The organism is Lentzea sp. DG1S-22, from assembly GCF_036321065.1.
In the GTDB taxonomy this organism is placed as follows: domain Bacteria; phylum Actinomycetota; class Actinomycetes; order Mycobacteriales; family Pseudonocardiaceae; genus Lentzea; species Lentzea jiangxiensis.
The window spans coordinates 6235784-6252055 of sequence record NZ_CP143276.1; the positions used below are offsets into that span (position 1 = coordinate 6235784).

Annotated in this window: 13 protein-coding genes; 9 read left to right on the plus strand and 4 right to left on the minus strand. The window is 70.6% G+C overall.

Going from position 1 to position 16272, the window contains the following annotated elements; genetic code table 11:
* The first annotated feature begins 32 nt into the window (after positions 1-32).
* The gene (locus V1227_RS29230; RefSeq protein WP_329788577.1) at positions 33-1322 is read left to right on the plus strand and encodes an adenylosuccinate synthase; all 1290 of its coding nucleotides are present in this window, start codon (positions 33-35) and stop codon (positions 1320-1322) included.
* Here V1227_RS29230 and V1227_RS29235 read toward each other — a convergent pair.
* Positions 1315-3699 carry a M48 family metalloprotease gene (locus V1227_RS29235; RefSeq protein WP_329788578.1) on the minus strand — a complete coding sequence of 795 codons (2385 nt, stop codon included), beginning with the start codon at positions 3697-3699 and terminating at the stop codon, positions 1315-1317. The genes V1227_RS29230 and V1227_RS29235 overlap by 8 nt on opposite strands.
* Positions 3700-3844: 145 nt before the next feature.
* Between V1227_RS29235 and V1227_RS29240 the strand changes: the two genes are divergently transcribed.
* The 4 genes from V1227_RS29240 to V1227_RS29255 all read left to right on the plus strand — a co-directional run bounded on the left by V1227_RS29240 (position 3845) and on the right by V1227_RS29255 (position 7415).
* On the plus strand, positions 3845-4654 hold the full coding sequence (locus V1227_RS29240) for an ABC transporter permease (protein ID WP_329788579.1): 810 nt from the start codon (positions 3845-3847) through the stop codon (positions 4652-4654).
* Complete coding sequence (locus V1227_RS29245) at positions 4639-5340, plus strand: ABC transporter ATP-binding protein (protein WP_329788580.1); 702 nt, start codon at positions 4639-4641, stop codon at positions 5338-5340. The genes V1227_RS29240 and V1227_RS29245 overlap by 16 nt, the downstream gene beginning before the upstream one ends.
* 174 nt (positions 5341-5514) lie before the next feature.
* The gene (locus V1227_RS29250) at positions 5515-6294 is read left to right on the plus strand and encodes an ABC transporter substrate-binding protein (protein WP_442916380.1); all 780 of its coding nucleotides are present in this window, start codon (positions 5515-5517) and stop codon (positions 6292-6294) included.
* Positions 6291-7415 (plus strand): LLM class flavin-dependent oxidoreductase, encoded by a 1125-nt coding sequence (locus V1227_RS29255; protein WP_329788581.1) that lies wholly within the window; start codon positions 6291-6293, stop codon positions 7413-7415. Before V1227_RS29250 ends, V1227_RS29255 begins: the two co-directional genes overlap by 4 nt.
* On the opposite strand, the gene V1227_RS29260 is transcribed toward V1227_RS29255, so the two are convergent.
* Both V1227_RS29260 and V1227_RS29265 read right to left on the minus strand, forming a co-directional pair.
* Entirely contained in the window at positions 7405-8487 is a 1083-nt protein-coding gene (locus tag V1227_RS29260) for a glycerophosphodiester phosphodiesterase (RefSeq protein ID WP_329788582.1), read from the minus strand. The genes V1227_RS29255 and V1227_RS29260 overlap by 11 nt on opposite strands.
* A 66-nt stretch (positions 8488-8553) precedes the next feature.
* Positions 8554-10101 carry a Na+/H+ antiporter gene (locus V1227_RS29265; RefSeq protein ID WP_329788583.1) on the minus strand — a complete coding sequence of 516 codons (1548 nt, stop codon included), beginning with the start codon at positions 10099-10101 and terminating at the stop codon, positions 8554-8556.
* A gap of 176 nt (positions 10102-10277) precedes the next feature.
* On the opposite strand from V1227_RS29265, the gene V1227_RS29270 reads away from it, so the two are divergent.
* The 4 genes from V1227_RS29270 to V1227_RS29285 are packed head-to-tail and all read left to right on the plus strand — an operon-like array spanning position 10278 to position 15315.
* Positions 10278-12170, plus strand: a complete 1893-nt coding sequence (locus V1227_RS29270) for a TRAP transporter permease (protein ID WP_329794142.1) — start codon at positions 10278-10280, stop codon at positions 12168-12170.
* Entirely contained in the window at positions 12157-13137 is a 981-nt protein-coding gene (locus tag V1227_RS29275; protein ID WP_329788584.1) for a TAXI family TRAP transporter solute-binding subunit, read from the plus strand. The genes V1227_RS29270 and V1227_RS29275 overlap by 14 nt, the downstream gene beginning before the upstream one ends.
* 16 nt (positions 13138-13153) lie before the next feature.
* Positions 13154-14410, plus strand: coding sequence for a phosphoribosylamine--glycine ligase (purD, locus tag V1227_RS29280; protein ID WP_329788585.1), 1257 nt, complete (start codon positions 13154-13156; stop codon positions 14408-14410).
* Positions 14407-15315, plus strand: a complete 909-nt coding sequence (locus V1227_RS29285) for an ADP-ribosylglycohydrolase family protein (RefSeq protein WP_329788586.1) — start codon at positions 14407-14409, stop codon at positions 15313-15315. Before purD ends, V1227_RS29285 begins: the two co-directional genes overlap by 4 nt.
* Here V1227_RS29285 and V1227_RS29290 read toward each other — a convergent pair.
* Positions 15305-16153, minus strand: a complete 849-nt coding sequence (locus V1227_RS29290; RefSeq protein WP_329788587.1) for an AraC family transcriptional regulator — start codon at positions 16151-16153, stop codon at positions 15305-15307. The genes V1227_RS29285 and V1227_RS29290 overlap by 11 nt on opposite strands.
* Positions 16154-16272: the final 119 nt, after the last annotated feature.

Genomic DNA, 16272 nt, shown 5'->3' on the forward strand with positions numbered 1-16272 from the left:
GCTCGAACCAGTCCAAGCGCTTGGAGTTTCACATGCCGGCCGTCGTGCTGATCGGTGCCCAGTGGGGCGATGAGGGCAAGGGCAAGGCCACCGACATCCTCGGTGAGCGTGTCCAGTGGATCGTCCGCTACCAGGGCGGCAACAACGCGGGTCACACCGTGGTCCTCCCGGACGGCCAGAAGTTCGCCCTCCACCTGATCCCCTCCGGCATCCTCACGCCCGGTGTGAAGAACGTGATCGGCAACGGTGTCGTCGTCGACCCCGGCGTGCTGCTCACCGAGCTCGCGGGCCTGGAGGAGAAGGGCGTCGACACCAGCGGCCTGCTGATCTCGTCGGACGCGCACTTGATCATGCCGTACCACGTGGCCATCGACAAGGTGACCGAGCGCTACCTGGGCAAGGCGAAGATCGGCACGACCGGGCGCGGCATCGGGCCCGCCTACCAGGACAAGCTCGCCCGCGTCGGCGTCCGCGTGCAGGACCTGCTGGACGAGAAGATCCTGCGCCAGAAGGTCGAGGCGGCCCTGGACTTCAAGAACCAGGTGCTGGTCAAGGTCTACAACCGCAAGGCGCTCGACGCCGACCAGGTCGTCGACCAGGTGCTGGAGCACGGCCAGCACTTCGTGCACCGCATCGCCGACACCCGCCTGCTGCTCAACGAGGCGCTCGACCGCGGCGAGATTGTCGTGCTGGAGGGCTCGCAGGGCACCCTGCTCGACGTCGACCACGGCACCTACCCGTTCGTCACGTCGTCGAACCCGACCTCGGGTGGCGCGACCGTCGGCTCGGGCGTCGGCCCGACCCGCATCAGCACCGTGATCGGCATCCTGAAGGCCTACACGACCCGCGTCGGCTCCGGTCCCTTCCCGACGGAGCTCAACGACGACATGGGCGAGTACCTGCGCAAGCAGGGCGGCGAGTTCGGCGTCACCACCGGCCGCAGCCGCCGCACCGGCTGGTTCGACGCCGTGATCGCCCGCTACGCCAGCCGCGTCAACGGCATCACCGACTACTTCCTCACCAAGCTCGACGTGCTGTCCGGGCTGGAGAAGGTGCCGGTCTGCGTCGCGTACGAAGTGGACGGACGCCGCGTCGACGAGATGCCGATGACGCAGACCGACGTGCACCACGCCGTCCCGGTCTACGAGGAGCTGCCGGGCTGGTTCGAGGACATCTCGCACTGCCGCTCGTTCGACGAGCTGCCCGCGAACGCCAAGGCGTACGTCGAGTACCTGGAGGGCATCATCGGCGCCCGCGTCTCGGCGATCGGCGTCGGCCCCGGCCGCGACCAGACGATCGTGCGCCACGACGTGCTCAGCTGAGAGCTCGCTCCTGGGCGTCGAGCAGCGCGGTCTGCGTGCGTTGCAGCTGCTCGATGCCCTTCAGGAACTCCTTCGTCATCGAGCCGTCGTCCGGACCTCCGTCGCGGAAGACGACGAGGCACGAGCGGGTGCCGTTCTCCAGCGCCCGCAACCCCTCCGACCAGCTCGTGGCGATCTGCGCGTCCGGCGGCTGCGGGAACTCCTCCCGCAGCACCGGGCCGAGCGCCTGGCACCCGGCCGCGATCGCGGCCGGGTCCGCCGCCCGCACCCCGGCGAACACCTGGTCGTTGGCCTTGATCACGGTGGTCAGCCGCTCCCAGCCGCCGCCGTACATCCACGTGTTCACGGCCTGGTCGGTGTTCACCCGCTCCTGGGCGGCCGCCGGTGGCCGCAGCGCCACCACGTCCTGGTCCGCAGGCGGCCACCACAGCGACACCGCCACTCCCAGGGCCGCGATCGCGACCGCCCAGACGGGCCGTGAGCGCTCGCCACCGCGACGGAGGCCGTAGCCACCCGCGAGCAGTGCCGCGACCGTTCCGAGGACCGGCAGGACCTGGTGCGGGCGCGTCGCGAGCACGCTGTCCACTTCGGACCCGTCCAGGTGCGTCAGCCAGATCGCCGCCGTCCCGGCCAGGCCGACGATCCACGCCGTCAGCAACGCGCCCACCCGGTCCACGCGTGCCGCCGCCACCACGACGAGCTGCACGCCGACGACCGCGACGACCTGCCAGGCCGTGGCCGCGAGAGGCGTCCCGGCCGAGTCGAGCAACGCCACCGCGCCGGCCGCGAGCAGACCGCCGGCAGCACCGGCCAGAGCGGCGGTCCTGGGGAACTCCCGGCGCAGCAGCAGCGGCACGAGCCAGAGCAGGGCCAGCGCCACCACGGTCGCCACGCGGTTGAAGTTCAGCAGGAACGGGAGCACCACGGCCTTCGTCGCGGTGCCGTCGAGCGCGTCCAGCACCGGCGCGATGTTGTCGCGCCACACCGCGTGCGCCACGCGGATCTCGGGGAACCAGCCCAGCAGCGTGTGCACGACGGCGACCGCCGACAGCCCGAGGAGCCAGGCGTGCCACCGGGTCCGCACGAGCGTCGCGCAGTGCCCCGCCCAGACCGCCACCAGCGTGGCGGTGCCGATGAGCGCGAGCGAGGCGATGACGCGGTGCGGTGTGACGGGGAGGACGTTCTGCGCGTCCAGCACGTCGCCGAGCGCCAGGCCGAGGCCTACGGCCAGACCGGGCAGCGCGAACGTGCCGCGCCGGGGGCCGAAAGCCGCACCGCGCCAGGCGACCAGGCAGACGAGCACGGCCACCGGCACCGCCCAGGCGATCCTCATGACCAGGAACGACTCGTTGCCCTCGCGGTACCAGGTCAGCTCGCGCAGGCCGCCGACCGCGTGCCACCACGCGATCTGCACGGCGAGCGCGCTGCCGAGCGTCTCGAAGAAACCGGGCCGCAGCAACGACCTCGGGTCGCGCATGACGGCGAGACGGCCGGCCGGCGCCGGGTGGTGCCCGAACCAGCGCCGCAGCCGTCCTGCGGGCAGCAGCACCCGGTACGGGTCCGCGTTGCCGGTCCAGCGCACCACCAGCGCGTCGGCGTGCTTCTCCCGTGCCCGCAGCACGGCGACGCGGGCGGCGAACACCAGCAGCACGAGCACGGCCAGGTGCCAGAGCTGGGTGAAGGTGGCGTGATCCTTCGGAAGCGGCGCGAACAGCGTGGCCACGTACGGCGTCAGCACCACGAGGACGAAGGCGCGCCAGATCGCCAGCGTGGCGTAGGTGGTCGTGACGTCGTTGCGGACGTGCGCCAGCTCGTGCAGGACGATCGCGCGGAACGACTCGGGTTCGATGCGCCGCAACGCCATCATGCCGAGGTTGAGCGCCACGTACTTGCGGCGGTGCGTGCCGAACGCGACGCCGCCGGTGCGGGTGTTCGTCCGGTCGAGCAGGAACGTCGGCGCCTTCGCGAGACCGGCCTCCGCGACCAGCGCGGCGAGCGGCTCGACCAGCTCCTCGGGAACGGGGGCCAGGTTCCTGCGGTAGCGCAACACCGCCGGCCGCAGCGCGTAGACCAGCAGGGCCACGGCGAAGAGCAGCACCAGCCCGCCGGCGAGCCAGACGGCCCTGCTGCTCAGGAACGTCGCCATGCACTCCCGGTAACTGTCCCATTTGGACTCGTCGGGATCGACCCACAGGGTCGAGGTCAGGTAGAGCCCCGACCGCACCTGGCACCGCGCGAAGTCGAGCGTGGTCGGCGACCGCCACACCGACGCGTACAGGCCGAAGATCTGCAACGTCGTCGCGACCGCCAGCAGCACCAGCGACGCGAACCTCAGCGTGGTGCCCGAAGGCACCCCTGGTCTGTCCCCCTCTTGCATGCCTGCATGGTGATCGTTGCGGCCGTCGCTGTCACTCAGCCGTTGGCGGGAAATAGCTCCGTGCGGGGAACATCTCGCTGTGCGACGCATTTTCACGATTTGGGCGTCGTTGACTCGTCTCGCGGGCTCGCCTGTACTTCCGCCCATGACCTCGTCCACGGCGGAAGTGGCCGCACGGCTGAAATCCGCGACGCCTGTGCCGGCGCGGAAGTTGACGCTGCCGCTGCGCTGGACCAGCCCCGTCGCGCTGGTTCTGCTGTGGCAACTGGCCAGCTCAACGGGTGTGCTGCCACCCGACAAACTCGCGTCTCCGCTCACCGTCGCCGAAACCGCCGGTGAGCTGATCGCCGACGGCCAATTGGGTGAAGCATTCGCGGTGTCCATCACGCGCGTGTTCTTCGGATTCCTGATAGGCGGTTTCATCGGGGTCGCCCTGGGTCTTGTCTCGGGCCTTTCCCGGTGGGGCGAGACATTGCTCGACCCGCCCGTGCAGATGCTGCGGACACTGCCGCACCTCGGCTTGATCCCGTTGTTCATCCTGTGGTTCGGCATCGGTGAGGAACCCAAGCTGGCGCTCGTCGCGGCCGGTGTGGCGTTCCCGCTCTACCTCAACCTGCACGCGGGCATCCGGCAGACCGATCCGGGCCTGGTCGAGGCCGCCCGCGTGCTCGGGTACAGCCGCTTCGAACGGGTCGTGCACGTCGTGCTGCCGTCCGCGGTGCCGCAAACCCTGGTGGGGCTGCGGATCGCGCTCGGCACCGCGTGGCTGTCGCTGATCGTCGGCGAGCAGGTCAACGCCGACGCCGGTCTCGGCTTCCTGATCAACAACGCCCGTGAGTTCCTCCGCACCGACGTCGTGGTCGTCGGCCTCGTGGTGTACGCGCTGCTCGGCCTGACGACGGACGCCCTGGTGCGGCTGCTGGAGAGGAAGGTCCTGCGGTGGCAGAAGCGGTGAGCGTTTGCGGGCTGCACAAGGCTTTCGGCGCGCGGACCGTGCTGGACGGCATCGACCTCGAGGTCGAGCCCGGCGAGTTCGTGGCCCTGCTCGGGCGCAGCGGCTGCGGCAAGTCGACGTTGCTGCGGATCCTCGCCGGCCTGGACCGCGAGGTGCGGGGCGCGGCGCGGGTGCCGGGCACGGTGTCGATCGCGTTCCAGCAGCCGCGCCTGCTGCCGTGGCGCAAGGTCTGGCGGAACATCGCGCTGGGCCTGCACAGGCCGGACGGCCGCGCGGTCGCCCTCAGGGCGCTGGAGGAGGTGCGGCTGCCCGGCCACGCCGACGCGTGGCCGCTGACGTTGTCCGGCGGCGAGGCCCAGCGCGTCTCGCTCGCCAGGGCACTGGTGCGCGAGCCGGACGTGCTGCTGCTGGACGAACCGTTCGGCGCCCTGGACGCGCTGACCAGGCTCGCCATGCACCACCTCGTGGAAGACCTGTGGGCGAGGCACAGGCCCGCCGTGCTGCTCGTGACGCACGACGTCGACGAGGCGTTGCTGCTGGCCGACCGGATCCTCGTGCTCGACGAGGGCCGGATCGTCGCCACGCACCACGTCGACCTGCCCCGCCCGCGCCGCCGGGCCTCCGTCGTGGAGCAACGCACCCGCGTGCTCGCTGACCTGGGAGTCGAAGTTGAAGAAGCTGCATAACAGGGCTTGGCTCGGTCTGCTGGCCGCGACCCTCCTCACCGCCGGCTGCTCCGCGGCTGCGCCGACCGACACCCCCGCGGCCGACGTCGTGCTCAGGGTCGGCGACCAGAAGGGCGGGGCCAAGGCACTGCTCACGGCCGCCGGTCTGCTCGACGACTTCCCGCACAGGCTCGAGTGGTCCACCTTCACCTCCGGCCCGCCGCTGCTCGAAGCCGCGTCCGCCGGGGCCATCGACGTCGGGGGTGTGGGCAACACACCCCGATCTTCGCCGCCGCCGCGAACGCCAGGATCGCCGCCGTCGCCGCGTCCAAGGGCCAGGTCGAGGCCGACGCGATCCTCGTGCCGGAGAACTCGCCGCTGCGGGAGGTCACCGACCTCAGGGGCAGGAGCATCGCGGTCGCCAAGGGCAGCTCGGCGCACGGTCAGGTGCTGCTCACGTTGCGCGCCAACGGGTTGACGACCAAGGACGTGACACTGAACTTCCTGCAGCCCTCGGACGCCTACGGCGCGTTCACCCAGGGCAAGGTCGACGCGTGGGCGGTCTGGGACCCCTACACGGCACAGGCGCAGGCCGAGGCCGAGGCCCGCGTGCTGACCGACGGCCGCGGCAAGGCCAACGGCTACGGGTTCCAGGTCGCGGGACGCGAGGCGCTGGACGACAAGGGGAAGAACGCGGCGCTCAAGGAGTACCTGATCCGCTACTACAAGGCCCAGAGGTGGGCCGACACGCACCGCGAGGAGTGGGCGAAGGCGTGGGCGGCGGAGACCGGGCTGGAGTACGAGGTCGCCCTGACCGCCGTGAACCGCAACGGCGACCTCCCGGTGAAGATCGACGACACCCTGATCAGGTCGGAGCAGGAGCTCGCGGACGTGTTCACCGACGAGAAGACGTTGCCGGGCAAGGTCGACTTCGCGAAGTTCGTCGACACGAGGTTCCAGGGAGATCTCGCATGAGCATCACGCTGCACTGGTTCCTGCCGACCTCCGGCGACGGCCGCACGGTGGTGGAGCACTTCCACGCCAACCGCGCACCCGCCGCCGGGGCCCGCCGCGAGCCGGACATCGACTACCTCGCGCAGATCGCGCGGACGGCCGAGCAGGTCGGGTTCACCGGTGTGCTCACGCCGACCGGCACGTGGTGCGAGGACGCGTGGCTGACCACGTCCGCGCTGATCGCGCAGACGAAGACCCTGAAGTTCCTCGTGGCGTTCCGGCCGGGCGTGCTGTCCCCGACCCTGGCGGCGCAGATGGCCTCGACGTACCAGCGGATCTCGCGCGGGCGTTTGCTGCTCAACGTCGTGACCGGTGGTGACTCGATCGAGCAGCAGCGGTTCGGCGACTGGCTCGACAAGGACCGGCGCTACGAGCGCACCGACGAGTTCCTCCAGGTCGTGCGCGGGGTCTGGACCGGCAGGCCGTACACGTTCCAGGGCAAGCACTACCAGGTGCGGGACGCCACGGTGCTGGCCGCGCCGGACCCGGTGCCGCCGATCTACTTCGGCGGCTCGTCGGACGCGGCCCTGCCGGTGGCCGCCGCACGGGCCGACGTCTACCTGACCTGGGGCGAGCCGCCGGCCGACGTGGCCGGGAAGATCGCGCGGGTGCGGGCGCTGACGGACCGGCCCATCCGGTTCGGCATCCGGCTGCACACGATCAGCCGGGACACCTCGGCGGAGGCGTGGGCGGTGGCCGCGAAGCTGCTCGACGCGCTGGACCCGGCCGCGGTGGCCAAGGCACAGGAACAGCTGGGCGCGTCGGAATCCGTTGGCCAGCAACGGATGCTGGCCCTGCACGGCGGCGACCTCAGCCGTGGCGTGCGCGGGCTGGAGATCCACCCGAACCTGTGGGCGGGCGTCGGGCTCGTGCGCGGGGGTGCCGGAACGGCGCTGGTGGGCTCGCACGCCGAGGTCGCCGACCTGGTCGAGGAGTACCACTCCGTCGGCATCGAGGAGTTCGTCCTCTCCGGCTACCCGCACCTGGAGGAGGCGTACTGGTTCGGCGAGGGCGTGCGGCCCCTGCTGGAGCAACGCGGGTTGCTCGACGGGGACCGCACGCTCGCACTGGCTACCGCTTGACCTTGGCCTCGACGGCCGTGTCGGGGTTGTCCGCGAACACGCCGTCGACGCCCTGCCCGAAGAACAGCTCGTACTCCTCGAAGGCCCGGCCGTACGCGGCCGGGTCGGTCGAGGACCGGAAGTCCGCGGGCAGGAACGAGTTCTCGTTGCGGAACGTCCAGGCGTGCACGGTCAAACCGGTCCTGTGCGCGTCCTTGACCACCGTGGTCGGCGTCTTCAGGAAGCCGTTGGCGTCCCGCGGGACGATGACGTCCTTGGCGAGGCCCACGCCGTCCGCGTACGACCGGATCTCGCGCAGACCGGCCGGGGTGACCAGGTCGGCGTAGGTGCGCTTGTCGCCGGCCTTGACGAAGTCGTACGGCGCGCCGGAGGCGTTGACCAGCTGGACGATCGGCACGCGCAGCGACCTGTTGAGCTCCTTGAGGTTCGCGACCTCGAACGACTGCACGTAGACCTTGGCGCCGCGGCGGTTGAGGCCGTTGCGGTTCAGCACGTCGACGAGCTTCGGCTCCAGCGCGAGACCGATCGACCGGAAGTACGTCGGGTGCTTGGTCTCCGGGTAGATGCCGATCTCGCGGCGCAGCTCGCGCGACAGGCGCTTCGACAGGTCGACGACCTCCTGCAGCGTCGGCACCTCGAAGCGGCCGTCGTAGAGGGTGTTGCGCGGGCGGATCGCCGGGATGCGTTCCTTGGCGCGCAACGTCTTCAGCTCGGCGAGCGTGAAGTCCTCGGTGAACCAGCCGGTGACGGCCGCGCCGTCGATGGTCTTGGTCTTCCTGCGGTCGGCGAACTCGGGCTTGGTGTCGACGTTCGTCGTGCCCCCGATCTCGTTCTCGTGCCGGGCGACCAGCTCGCCGTCCCTGGTGGGCACCAGGTCCGGCTCGATGAAGTCGGCACCCATGCGCGCGGCGAGCTCGTACGCCGCGAGCGTGTGCTCGGGCCGGTACGCCGACGCGCCGCGGTGCCCGATGACGATCGGGCCCTTGTCGTCGTGTGCCGACGCGGAGGGCAGGGACGCCACCACCGCACCCGCGAAGACGAGTACTACGGCGGCCAGACCTCTCCGATGCATCGTTCGACCTCCCATTCCGTGTTGGAAGCGCACCCAAGCATCGCAACACGAAAAGCAGGTGAACGGTTACTCACGAGACAGTGCGGCTTCTTCCAGGTCCAGCTCGCGCAGCACCCGGAACAGCACCTCGTCGTCGATCTCCCCGGCGTCGCGGGCCCTGACGAACTCGTCACGTTCGGCACCGAGCATCACCCGGCGCAGCCTGCGGTACGCGGCCGCCGGGCTCTCCTGCTCCTGGCGCCCGAGCCGTTCCCAGGCCGCGTTGCCCCGGTGCTCGGCGAGGGAGCGCAGCTGGTCGCGCACGTGGTCGGGGACGTCCTCGGTCTCCTGGTCGAGCCTCGTGACCGCGGCCTGCGCCGCCCGGTGCTGCACCTGCGCCTCGGCCAGGGCGTCCTGGCGCGCGTCGTCGCCCTCGAAGCCGATCTTGTTGATGACCCACGGCAGCGTCAGGCCCTGCAACAGCAGGGTCGCGACCGTGACCACGAACGCGCAGAACAGGATGACGTCACGGCCGGGGACGTCCTGCGGGATCGCGGCCGCCGCGGCCAGCGTCACGACACCGCGCATGCCGGCCCACGCGATCACCGTCACCTGCCCGAGGTGCGGTGGGCGTTCGCGCTCGCGCAACCGCTTCGACAGGTACCTGGGGACGTACGTGGCCGGGTACATCCAGGCGAACCGGGCCAGGATCGTCGCGAGCAGCACCGCGCCCGCACCGAGCAGCAGGGCGGCGTCCAGGTCGACGTCGCGGATGATCGCGGACACCTGCAGGCCGATCAGCGCGAAGACGAACGCCTCCAGCAACGCGTCCAGCGCCTTCCAGACCGCGGCGTCCTGCAGCCGCGTCGAGTACTTGCCGCGCGGCGAGTGGTGGCCGACGTAGAGGCCCGCGACGACGACCGCGAGCACGCCCGAGACGTGCGCGGCCTCCTCGGCGAGCAGGTACGCGCCGAACGGCACGAGCAACCCCAGCGCGCTCTCCAGCACACCCTCGCAGAGCCGCTTGCGCAGGAACCTGACCACCACGCCGACGACCAGCCCGACCGCGATGCCGCCGGCGGTGACCAGGAGGAACAGGCCGACGCCCTCGACGGGGTGCATGGCGGCGCCCGCCGCGGCCGCCACCGCGACCTTGAACGCAGTCAGCGCGGTGGCGTCGTTGATCAGGCTCTCGCCGACCAGCAACGTCATCGCCCGGCGCTGCAGGCCGAGCTTGCGCCCGATCGCCACCGCCGCCACGGCGTCCGGCGGCGCCACCACGGCACCCAGCACCAGCGCGGCCGCGAACGGCATCTCCGGGAAGACCAGCTTGGCCGTGACGCCGACGACGAGCGTCGTGAACAGCACCAGCCCGACCGCGAGCAGGCCGATGGGCCGCAGGTTCGCGCGGATGTTCAGGTAGGAGCTGTCGAGCGCCGCGCTGTAGAGCAGCGGCGGCAGCACCACCAGCAGGATGAGGTGCGGGTCCAGCTCGAACTCCGGCACGCCCGGTAGGAACGAGACCACGAGCCCGACCGCCACCAGCACCAGTGGCGCCGACCAGTTCAGGCGCCGTGCGATGGACGTGACGACCAGCGCACCGAGCAACAGCAGCAGCAGTTCAGGCCCGACCATGCCGCTCATTCTGCGCAACGGCGGCAGCGCTGTCCTGCGCGTGCCGTGTGGACGGTCGCCGGGACTCTTTGCAGTTCCTTTGGATTGATCCTCTACGCCTGTGATCGGCCCCACAGTACGGTCGGTCCGTGGCCAACCCGGACCTCGCCCGCATCGTCGCGGAGCACGACGAGGAGATGCCGTCGCGTTCGCTCTCACCCCGGTGGGAGAGGGCGCTGTGGATCGCCGGTCTGCTGATCGCGCTTCTCGTGCTGAAGCAGGTGTTCTTCCCGTTCGCCAAGGGAAGCCAGTACTACCTGATCATCTTCCTCGCGGTGACGCTGCCGCTGGTGTTCCTGGCCTACGGCAAGGGGCACACGCCTCCCTGGTGGGACTGGGCGCTGGCCGGGCTCGCGTTCCTGGCGGGCGCCTACCCGCTGTTCGGGGGCTACGACGAGTTCCTGAACCGGCAGGGCCAGCTCACGACGCTCGACGTCCTCGCGGGCTCGGTGCTGCTGGTGCTGGTCCTGGAGGCGTGCCGGCGCACGACCGGCTGGGTGCTCCCGGTGGTGTGCCTCGCGTTCATCGCCTACGCCTACTACGGCGGGTTCCTGCCGCCGGCGTGGTCGATCGCGCACTCCGGCGTCGACTTCCCGCAGATCATCAACGGCTTCTTCAACGACGCCAGCGGGTTCTACGGCACGCCGCTGGACGTCGCGGCGACCTACATCGTGCTGTTCACGATCTACGGCGCCGTGCTGAACGCGTCCGGCGCGGGCAAGTTCTTCGTCGACGTGAGCTTCGCGGCGTTCCGGAAGTCCCGGACGGCACCCGGACGCACCGCGGCGACGGCCGGGTTCCTGCTGGGCACGGTTTCGGGCTCGGGCACGGCGACCACGGTGTCGCTGGGCGCCGTGACGTGGCCGATGCTGCAGAAGGCCGGGTACCCGAAGGAGAACGCGGGCGGGCTGCTCGCGGCCTCCGGCATCGGCGCGATCCTGTCGCCGCCCACGCTGGGCGCGGCGGCGTTCATCATCGCCGAGTACCTGCAGGTCTCGTACCTGTCGGTGCTGATCTGGGCGATCATCCCGACGCTGCTCTACTATCTCGGCATCGCGCTCGCGGTCGAGGCCGACGCGCGGCGGTTCGGCGCGAAGCCGGTCGACGTGGACGCGCCCCGCTTCCTCGACGTGCTCAAGCTCGGCTGGTACCACTTCCTGTCGCTCGGGATCATCATCGTCTTCCTCGCGCTGGACATCCCGGTCTACCGGGCCGTCGTCTACGCGACCGCCGTGGCGGCGCTCTTCGCGCTGATCAACCACCGGCGTGACTGGCTGCGGCTGGTCGCCGACGCGCTGTCGACCGGGGTGCGCTCGGCGTTCCCCGTGATCGCGGTCTGCGCGGCGGCCGGTGTGATCACCTCGACCATCACCAAGACCGGCCTCGGGCAGGCGCTCGCGGGGTCGCTGGTCGACCTGGCGTCGCTGCTGTCGTCGTCCGAGGTCGTGGTCCTGATGCTGACGGCGGTGTTCGCGGCCGTCGCGGTGTCGGTGCTCGGCCTGGCCGTGCCCGTGACGGCGTCGTTCATCATCTCGTGGGTCGTCATCGGGCCGGCGTTGATCACACTCGGCGTCGAGCCGGCCGAGACCGCGATGTTCATCTTCTACTACGCGGTGCTGTCCGAGGTCACGCCGCCGACGGCGCTGGCCGCGGTCGCCGCGGCGGCCCTGACCGGCGGCGACGTGATGAAGACGATGTGGCAGACGTGGAAGTACACGCTGCCGGCGTTCCTCGTGCCGCTGGCGTTCGTGCTGACCGACGCGGGCTCCGCCCTGCTGCTGCGCGGGCCGCTGCTCGACTCGGTGTGGGCGTTCGGGGCGTCCGCGCTGGGCGTCGCCGCGCTCGCCGTGCTGACCGGCGGCTGGTTGTTCGGTCCCGCGCGCTGGCCGGAACGCGCGCTGTGCGTGCCGGCCGCGTTGTTCCTGCTCTACCTGCAGCCGTGGACGATCGCCATCGGGGCCGGGTTCCTCGTGGTGGCCGTCGCGGTACACCTGGTCACCCGTGGGAGGGTTCGTGATGCAGCTGCGTAAGTACGCGATCGGTGCGATCGCATTGGCGCTCGTGGTCTCCGGGTGTGGCGGCAAGCGCACACCCACCACACCGGACGCCTCCGGTGGCGGAGCGTCCTGCGAGGCGTCCGACGGCCGGATCACGATCGCGACCGGCAACTCCGGCGGCGTGTACTTCGTGGTCGGCGGTGGCCTGGCCAAGCTGATCAGCGACAACTCGAAGCTCAAGGCGTCGTCCGCGGAGACGGGCGCGTCCGTGCAGAACATCCAGCAGCTCGTCAGCGGCACGTACGACATCGCGTTCTCGCTGGCCGACACCGCCGCGGACGCCGTCAACGGCACCGGGGCGTTCAACGGGCAGAAGCAGAAGATCGCGGCGTTGTCGCGGATCTACCCGAACTACACCCAGGTGCTCGTCCGGGCGGACTCCGGCATCAACTCCGTGGCCGACATGAAGGGCAAGCGGATCTCGACCGGCTCGCCCAAGTCCGGCACCGAGGTCATCGCGGGACGCCTGCTCAAGTCGGCCGGGCTGAACATCGACACCGACGTGCAGGCGCAGCGCCTCGACCTCACCAAGACCGCGGACGGCATGAAGGACGGCAGCATCGACGGCCTCATCTGGTCGGGCGGCCTGCCGACGCCGCAGATCACCGACATCACGACGTCCATGAAGGACAGGGTGAAGTTCCTCGACATCACCCCGCAGCTGCCGGAGATGAAGAAGATCAGCCCGGTGTACGACACCGCGCCGATCCCGGCCGCGACCTACGGCGTGGCCGAGGTTCCCACGATCGTGGTACCGAACCTGCTGCTCGTGCGCGAGGACTTCGCGGCCAACAACGCGTGCGCGGTGACCAAGCTGATCTTCGACAAGAAGGCTGACCTGGAGAAGGTCCACCCGGCCGTGAAGGACGTCGACAGGGCCAAGGCCGCCTCGTCCGACCCCGTCCCGCTGCACCCTGGGGCGAAGCAGGCGCTCGGCTGAACTACGCTCAGGCATCGTGCGCGTCCTGGTCATCGGGTCTGGAGCCCGTGAGCATGCCCTTGTCCTCGCGTTGTCACGCGACCCGCAGCTGACTGCTTTGGCGTGCGCGCCGGGCAACGCGGGTATCGCGGGACACGCCGAGATCTACGGCGTCGACGTCGCGGATGCCTCGGCGGTCGCCACCCTCGCGAAGGAGTGGAAGGCCGACCTCGTCGTCATCGGCCCCGAACAACCCCTGGTCGTCGGGGCCGCTGACGCGGTCCGCGCTCTCGGCATCCCGTGCTTCGGCCCGTCCAAGGCCGCCGCCTGCATCGAGGGGTCCAAGGCGTTCGCCAAGGACGTCATGAACGCCGCGGGGGTGCCGACCGCCCACAGCGAGGTCGTGGACAACCCGGCGCGCCTCGACGCCGCCCTGGCGCGCTTCGGACCGACCTGGGTCGTGAAGGACGACGGCTTGGCCGCCGGCAAGGGCGTCGTGGTGACGTCCGACCTGGCCGCCGCCCGCGCGCACGCGATGACGCTGCTCGACGGCGGTCACCCGGTGCTGCTGGAGTCCTTCCTGGACGGACCCGAGGTGTCGCTGTTCTGCGTCACCGACGGCGTGTCCGTGGTGCCGCTGATCCCCGCGCAGGACTTCAAGCGCGTCGGCGACGGCGACGCGGGCCCGAACACCGGTGGCATGGGCGCCTACGCGCCGCTGCCGTGGGCTCCCGACGGACTCGTCGAGGAGATCGTCTCCCGGTGCGTCCAGCCCGTCGTCGACGAACTGCGCGCCCGCGAGACGCCGTTCGTCGGTCTGCTGTACGCGGGCCTGGCGCTGACGTCGTCCGGCGTGCAGGTCATCGAGTTCAACTGCCGCTTCGGCGACCCGGAGACGCAGTCCGTCCTGGCCCTGCTGAAGTCGCCGATCTCCGCGCTGTTCCTCGCCGCCGCCAACGGCACGCTCTCCGAGCTGCCCGCCCTGGAGTGGGAGAACGGCTACGCCGTGACCGTCGTGGTGGCCGCCGAGGGCTACCCGAACCGGCCGCGCACCGGTGACGTGATCACCGGCTCCGAGGCCGAGGGCGTCCTGCACGCCGGCACGCGCCGCCGCGAGGACGGCGCCGTCGTCTCGTCCGGTGGCCGCGTGCTGTCGGTCGTGGGCACCGGCAAGTCGCTGGCGAAAGCCCGCGAGCGCGCCTACAAGCGCGTCGCGGAGATCCACCTCACCGGCTCGCACCACCGCTCGGACATCGCCTCGAAGGCCGTCGGCGGGAAGATCACGCTGCCATGAGCCTGCTGGGGTGCGTGCTGGGCGGGGCCGTCGGCGACGGCCTCGGAGCGCCGGTCGAGTTCTCGTCGATCGACGTGATCCGCCGCCAGCACGGTCCCGAAGGCGTCGTCGACCTGCCCTCGCTGGAGATCACCGACGACACCCAGATGGTGCTCTTCACCCTCGAAGGCCTCCTGCTCGCCCGGCAGCACGGCGTCGACCCGCTGCTGACCGTGCGGGCCGCCTACGGGCGCTGGCTGCACACGCAGGGCGGCCCGGAGGTCGCTCCCGACGGCTGGCTCGTGGCGGACCGGCGCCTGCACTCGAGGCGGGCGCCGGGCCACACGTGCATCACCGCGTTGAAGCACAACGAGAAGAACGACTCGAAGGGCTGCGGCGGCGTCATGCGCGCCGCCCCCGTCGCCGTCTGGTCGCAAGACGTGCGCGAGGTCTTCGAACTGGCCGTGGGCACGGCCCGCATGACGCACCACCACCCGAGCGGCTACCTGTCCGCAGGCGCCCTGGCGGTGATCGTGCAAGCCCTTCTCGCCGACGCGGACCTGCCGTCGGCCGTCGCCGTCGCGCGTGCCGAACTGGTCCGCTGGGAAGGCCACGAGGAGCAGACCTCGTTGCTGGACAAGGTGATGGGCCTCGGGCCGTTGACGCCGGAGGAGATCGAGTCCGAACTCGGCGGCGGCTGGGTGGGCGAGGAGGCCCTCGCCATCGGCCTGCACGCCGCGCTGGTCGCGCCGGACTTCCCCTCGGCGATCCGCCTCGCCGTGAACCACTCGGGTGACAGCGACTCGACGGGTTCCATCTGCGGGAACATCCTGGGAGCGAGGGACGGCATCGCCGTGGTCCCCGACTCCTGGCTTTCGGTCCTGGAACTGCGGGACGTGATGGAACGCCTCGTCCTCAGCTGGTGACGGGGATCCACAACTCCGCTTCGGCCCGTTCGCCGTCGATCCGCGTGTGCAGCATCGACGGCCCCTCGACGCTCTCGTAGTTGTTGGACGGGAACCACTGCGTGTAGACGTCCCGCCACAGGTGCTGAATGGTCTCGGGATAAGGCCCCTCGGCCTTGAACACCGCCCACGTGTGCTTCGGCACCGTGAGCGACTCCAGGTCCTCCGGCACCTCCCGGCTGCTCACCACCCCCTGGAAGTAGTCGAGCATCGAACCCTCCTCGACCCCCTCCTGGTTGTAGGTGAGCGCCAGCATCCCGGCCGGCTCCCCGTCACCCAGCTCCTTGATCCGCTCGAGCGCCGGCATCCCGATGCCCTTGACGAACTCGACGATCGCGGGGTTCATCCCGACGTGCACCAGCGGCACCCGCGTCCCCCGCCCGACGACCTGGAACGCGTCCTTCTCGACGATCCGGTACTCCATGCTCGTACTCCCCTCGACAACCAACCTGAACGTGAGAACCTGCTGCGACTGCAACGCCTTCTTCGTGGCCCGGGCCTCCTGCGGCCCGATCTTGTGCATGGCCTTGAAGGCCCGCGCAAAGGCCTCGTTGGACCCGTAACCCCACCGGACGGCGATGTCGAGCAAGGAGTCCTGTCCACTGAGGACCTCACTCGCCGCCATGGTGAGCCGCCGGCGCCTGATGTACTCGCTGAGCGGAAGCCCCGCGAGCGCACTGAACATCCGTCGGAAGTGGTACTCACTCGTCCCCGCGATCCGCGCGAGCCCTTTGACGTCGACCTCCCGCCCGAGGTCCTCCTCGATGCGGGCCATGGCCTCGTTGAGTCGTTCCAGCACGTCCCCAACGCTATGGGCCTCCGCGCGCCCTCACCCGACTTCTCGTGCCCGATCCGGTCGCCTGGCCTCACCAGCACCGTTCCGGTTCCTGCGCGGAGTGACGTGGAACCGACGAGGGG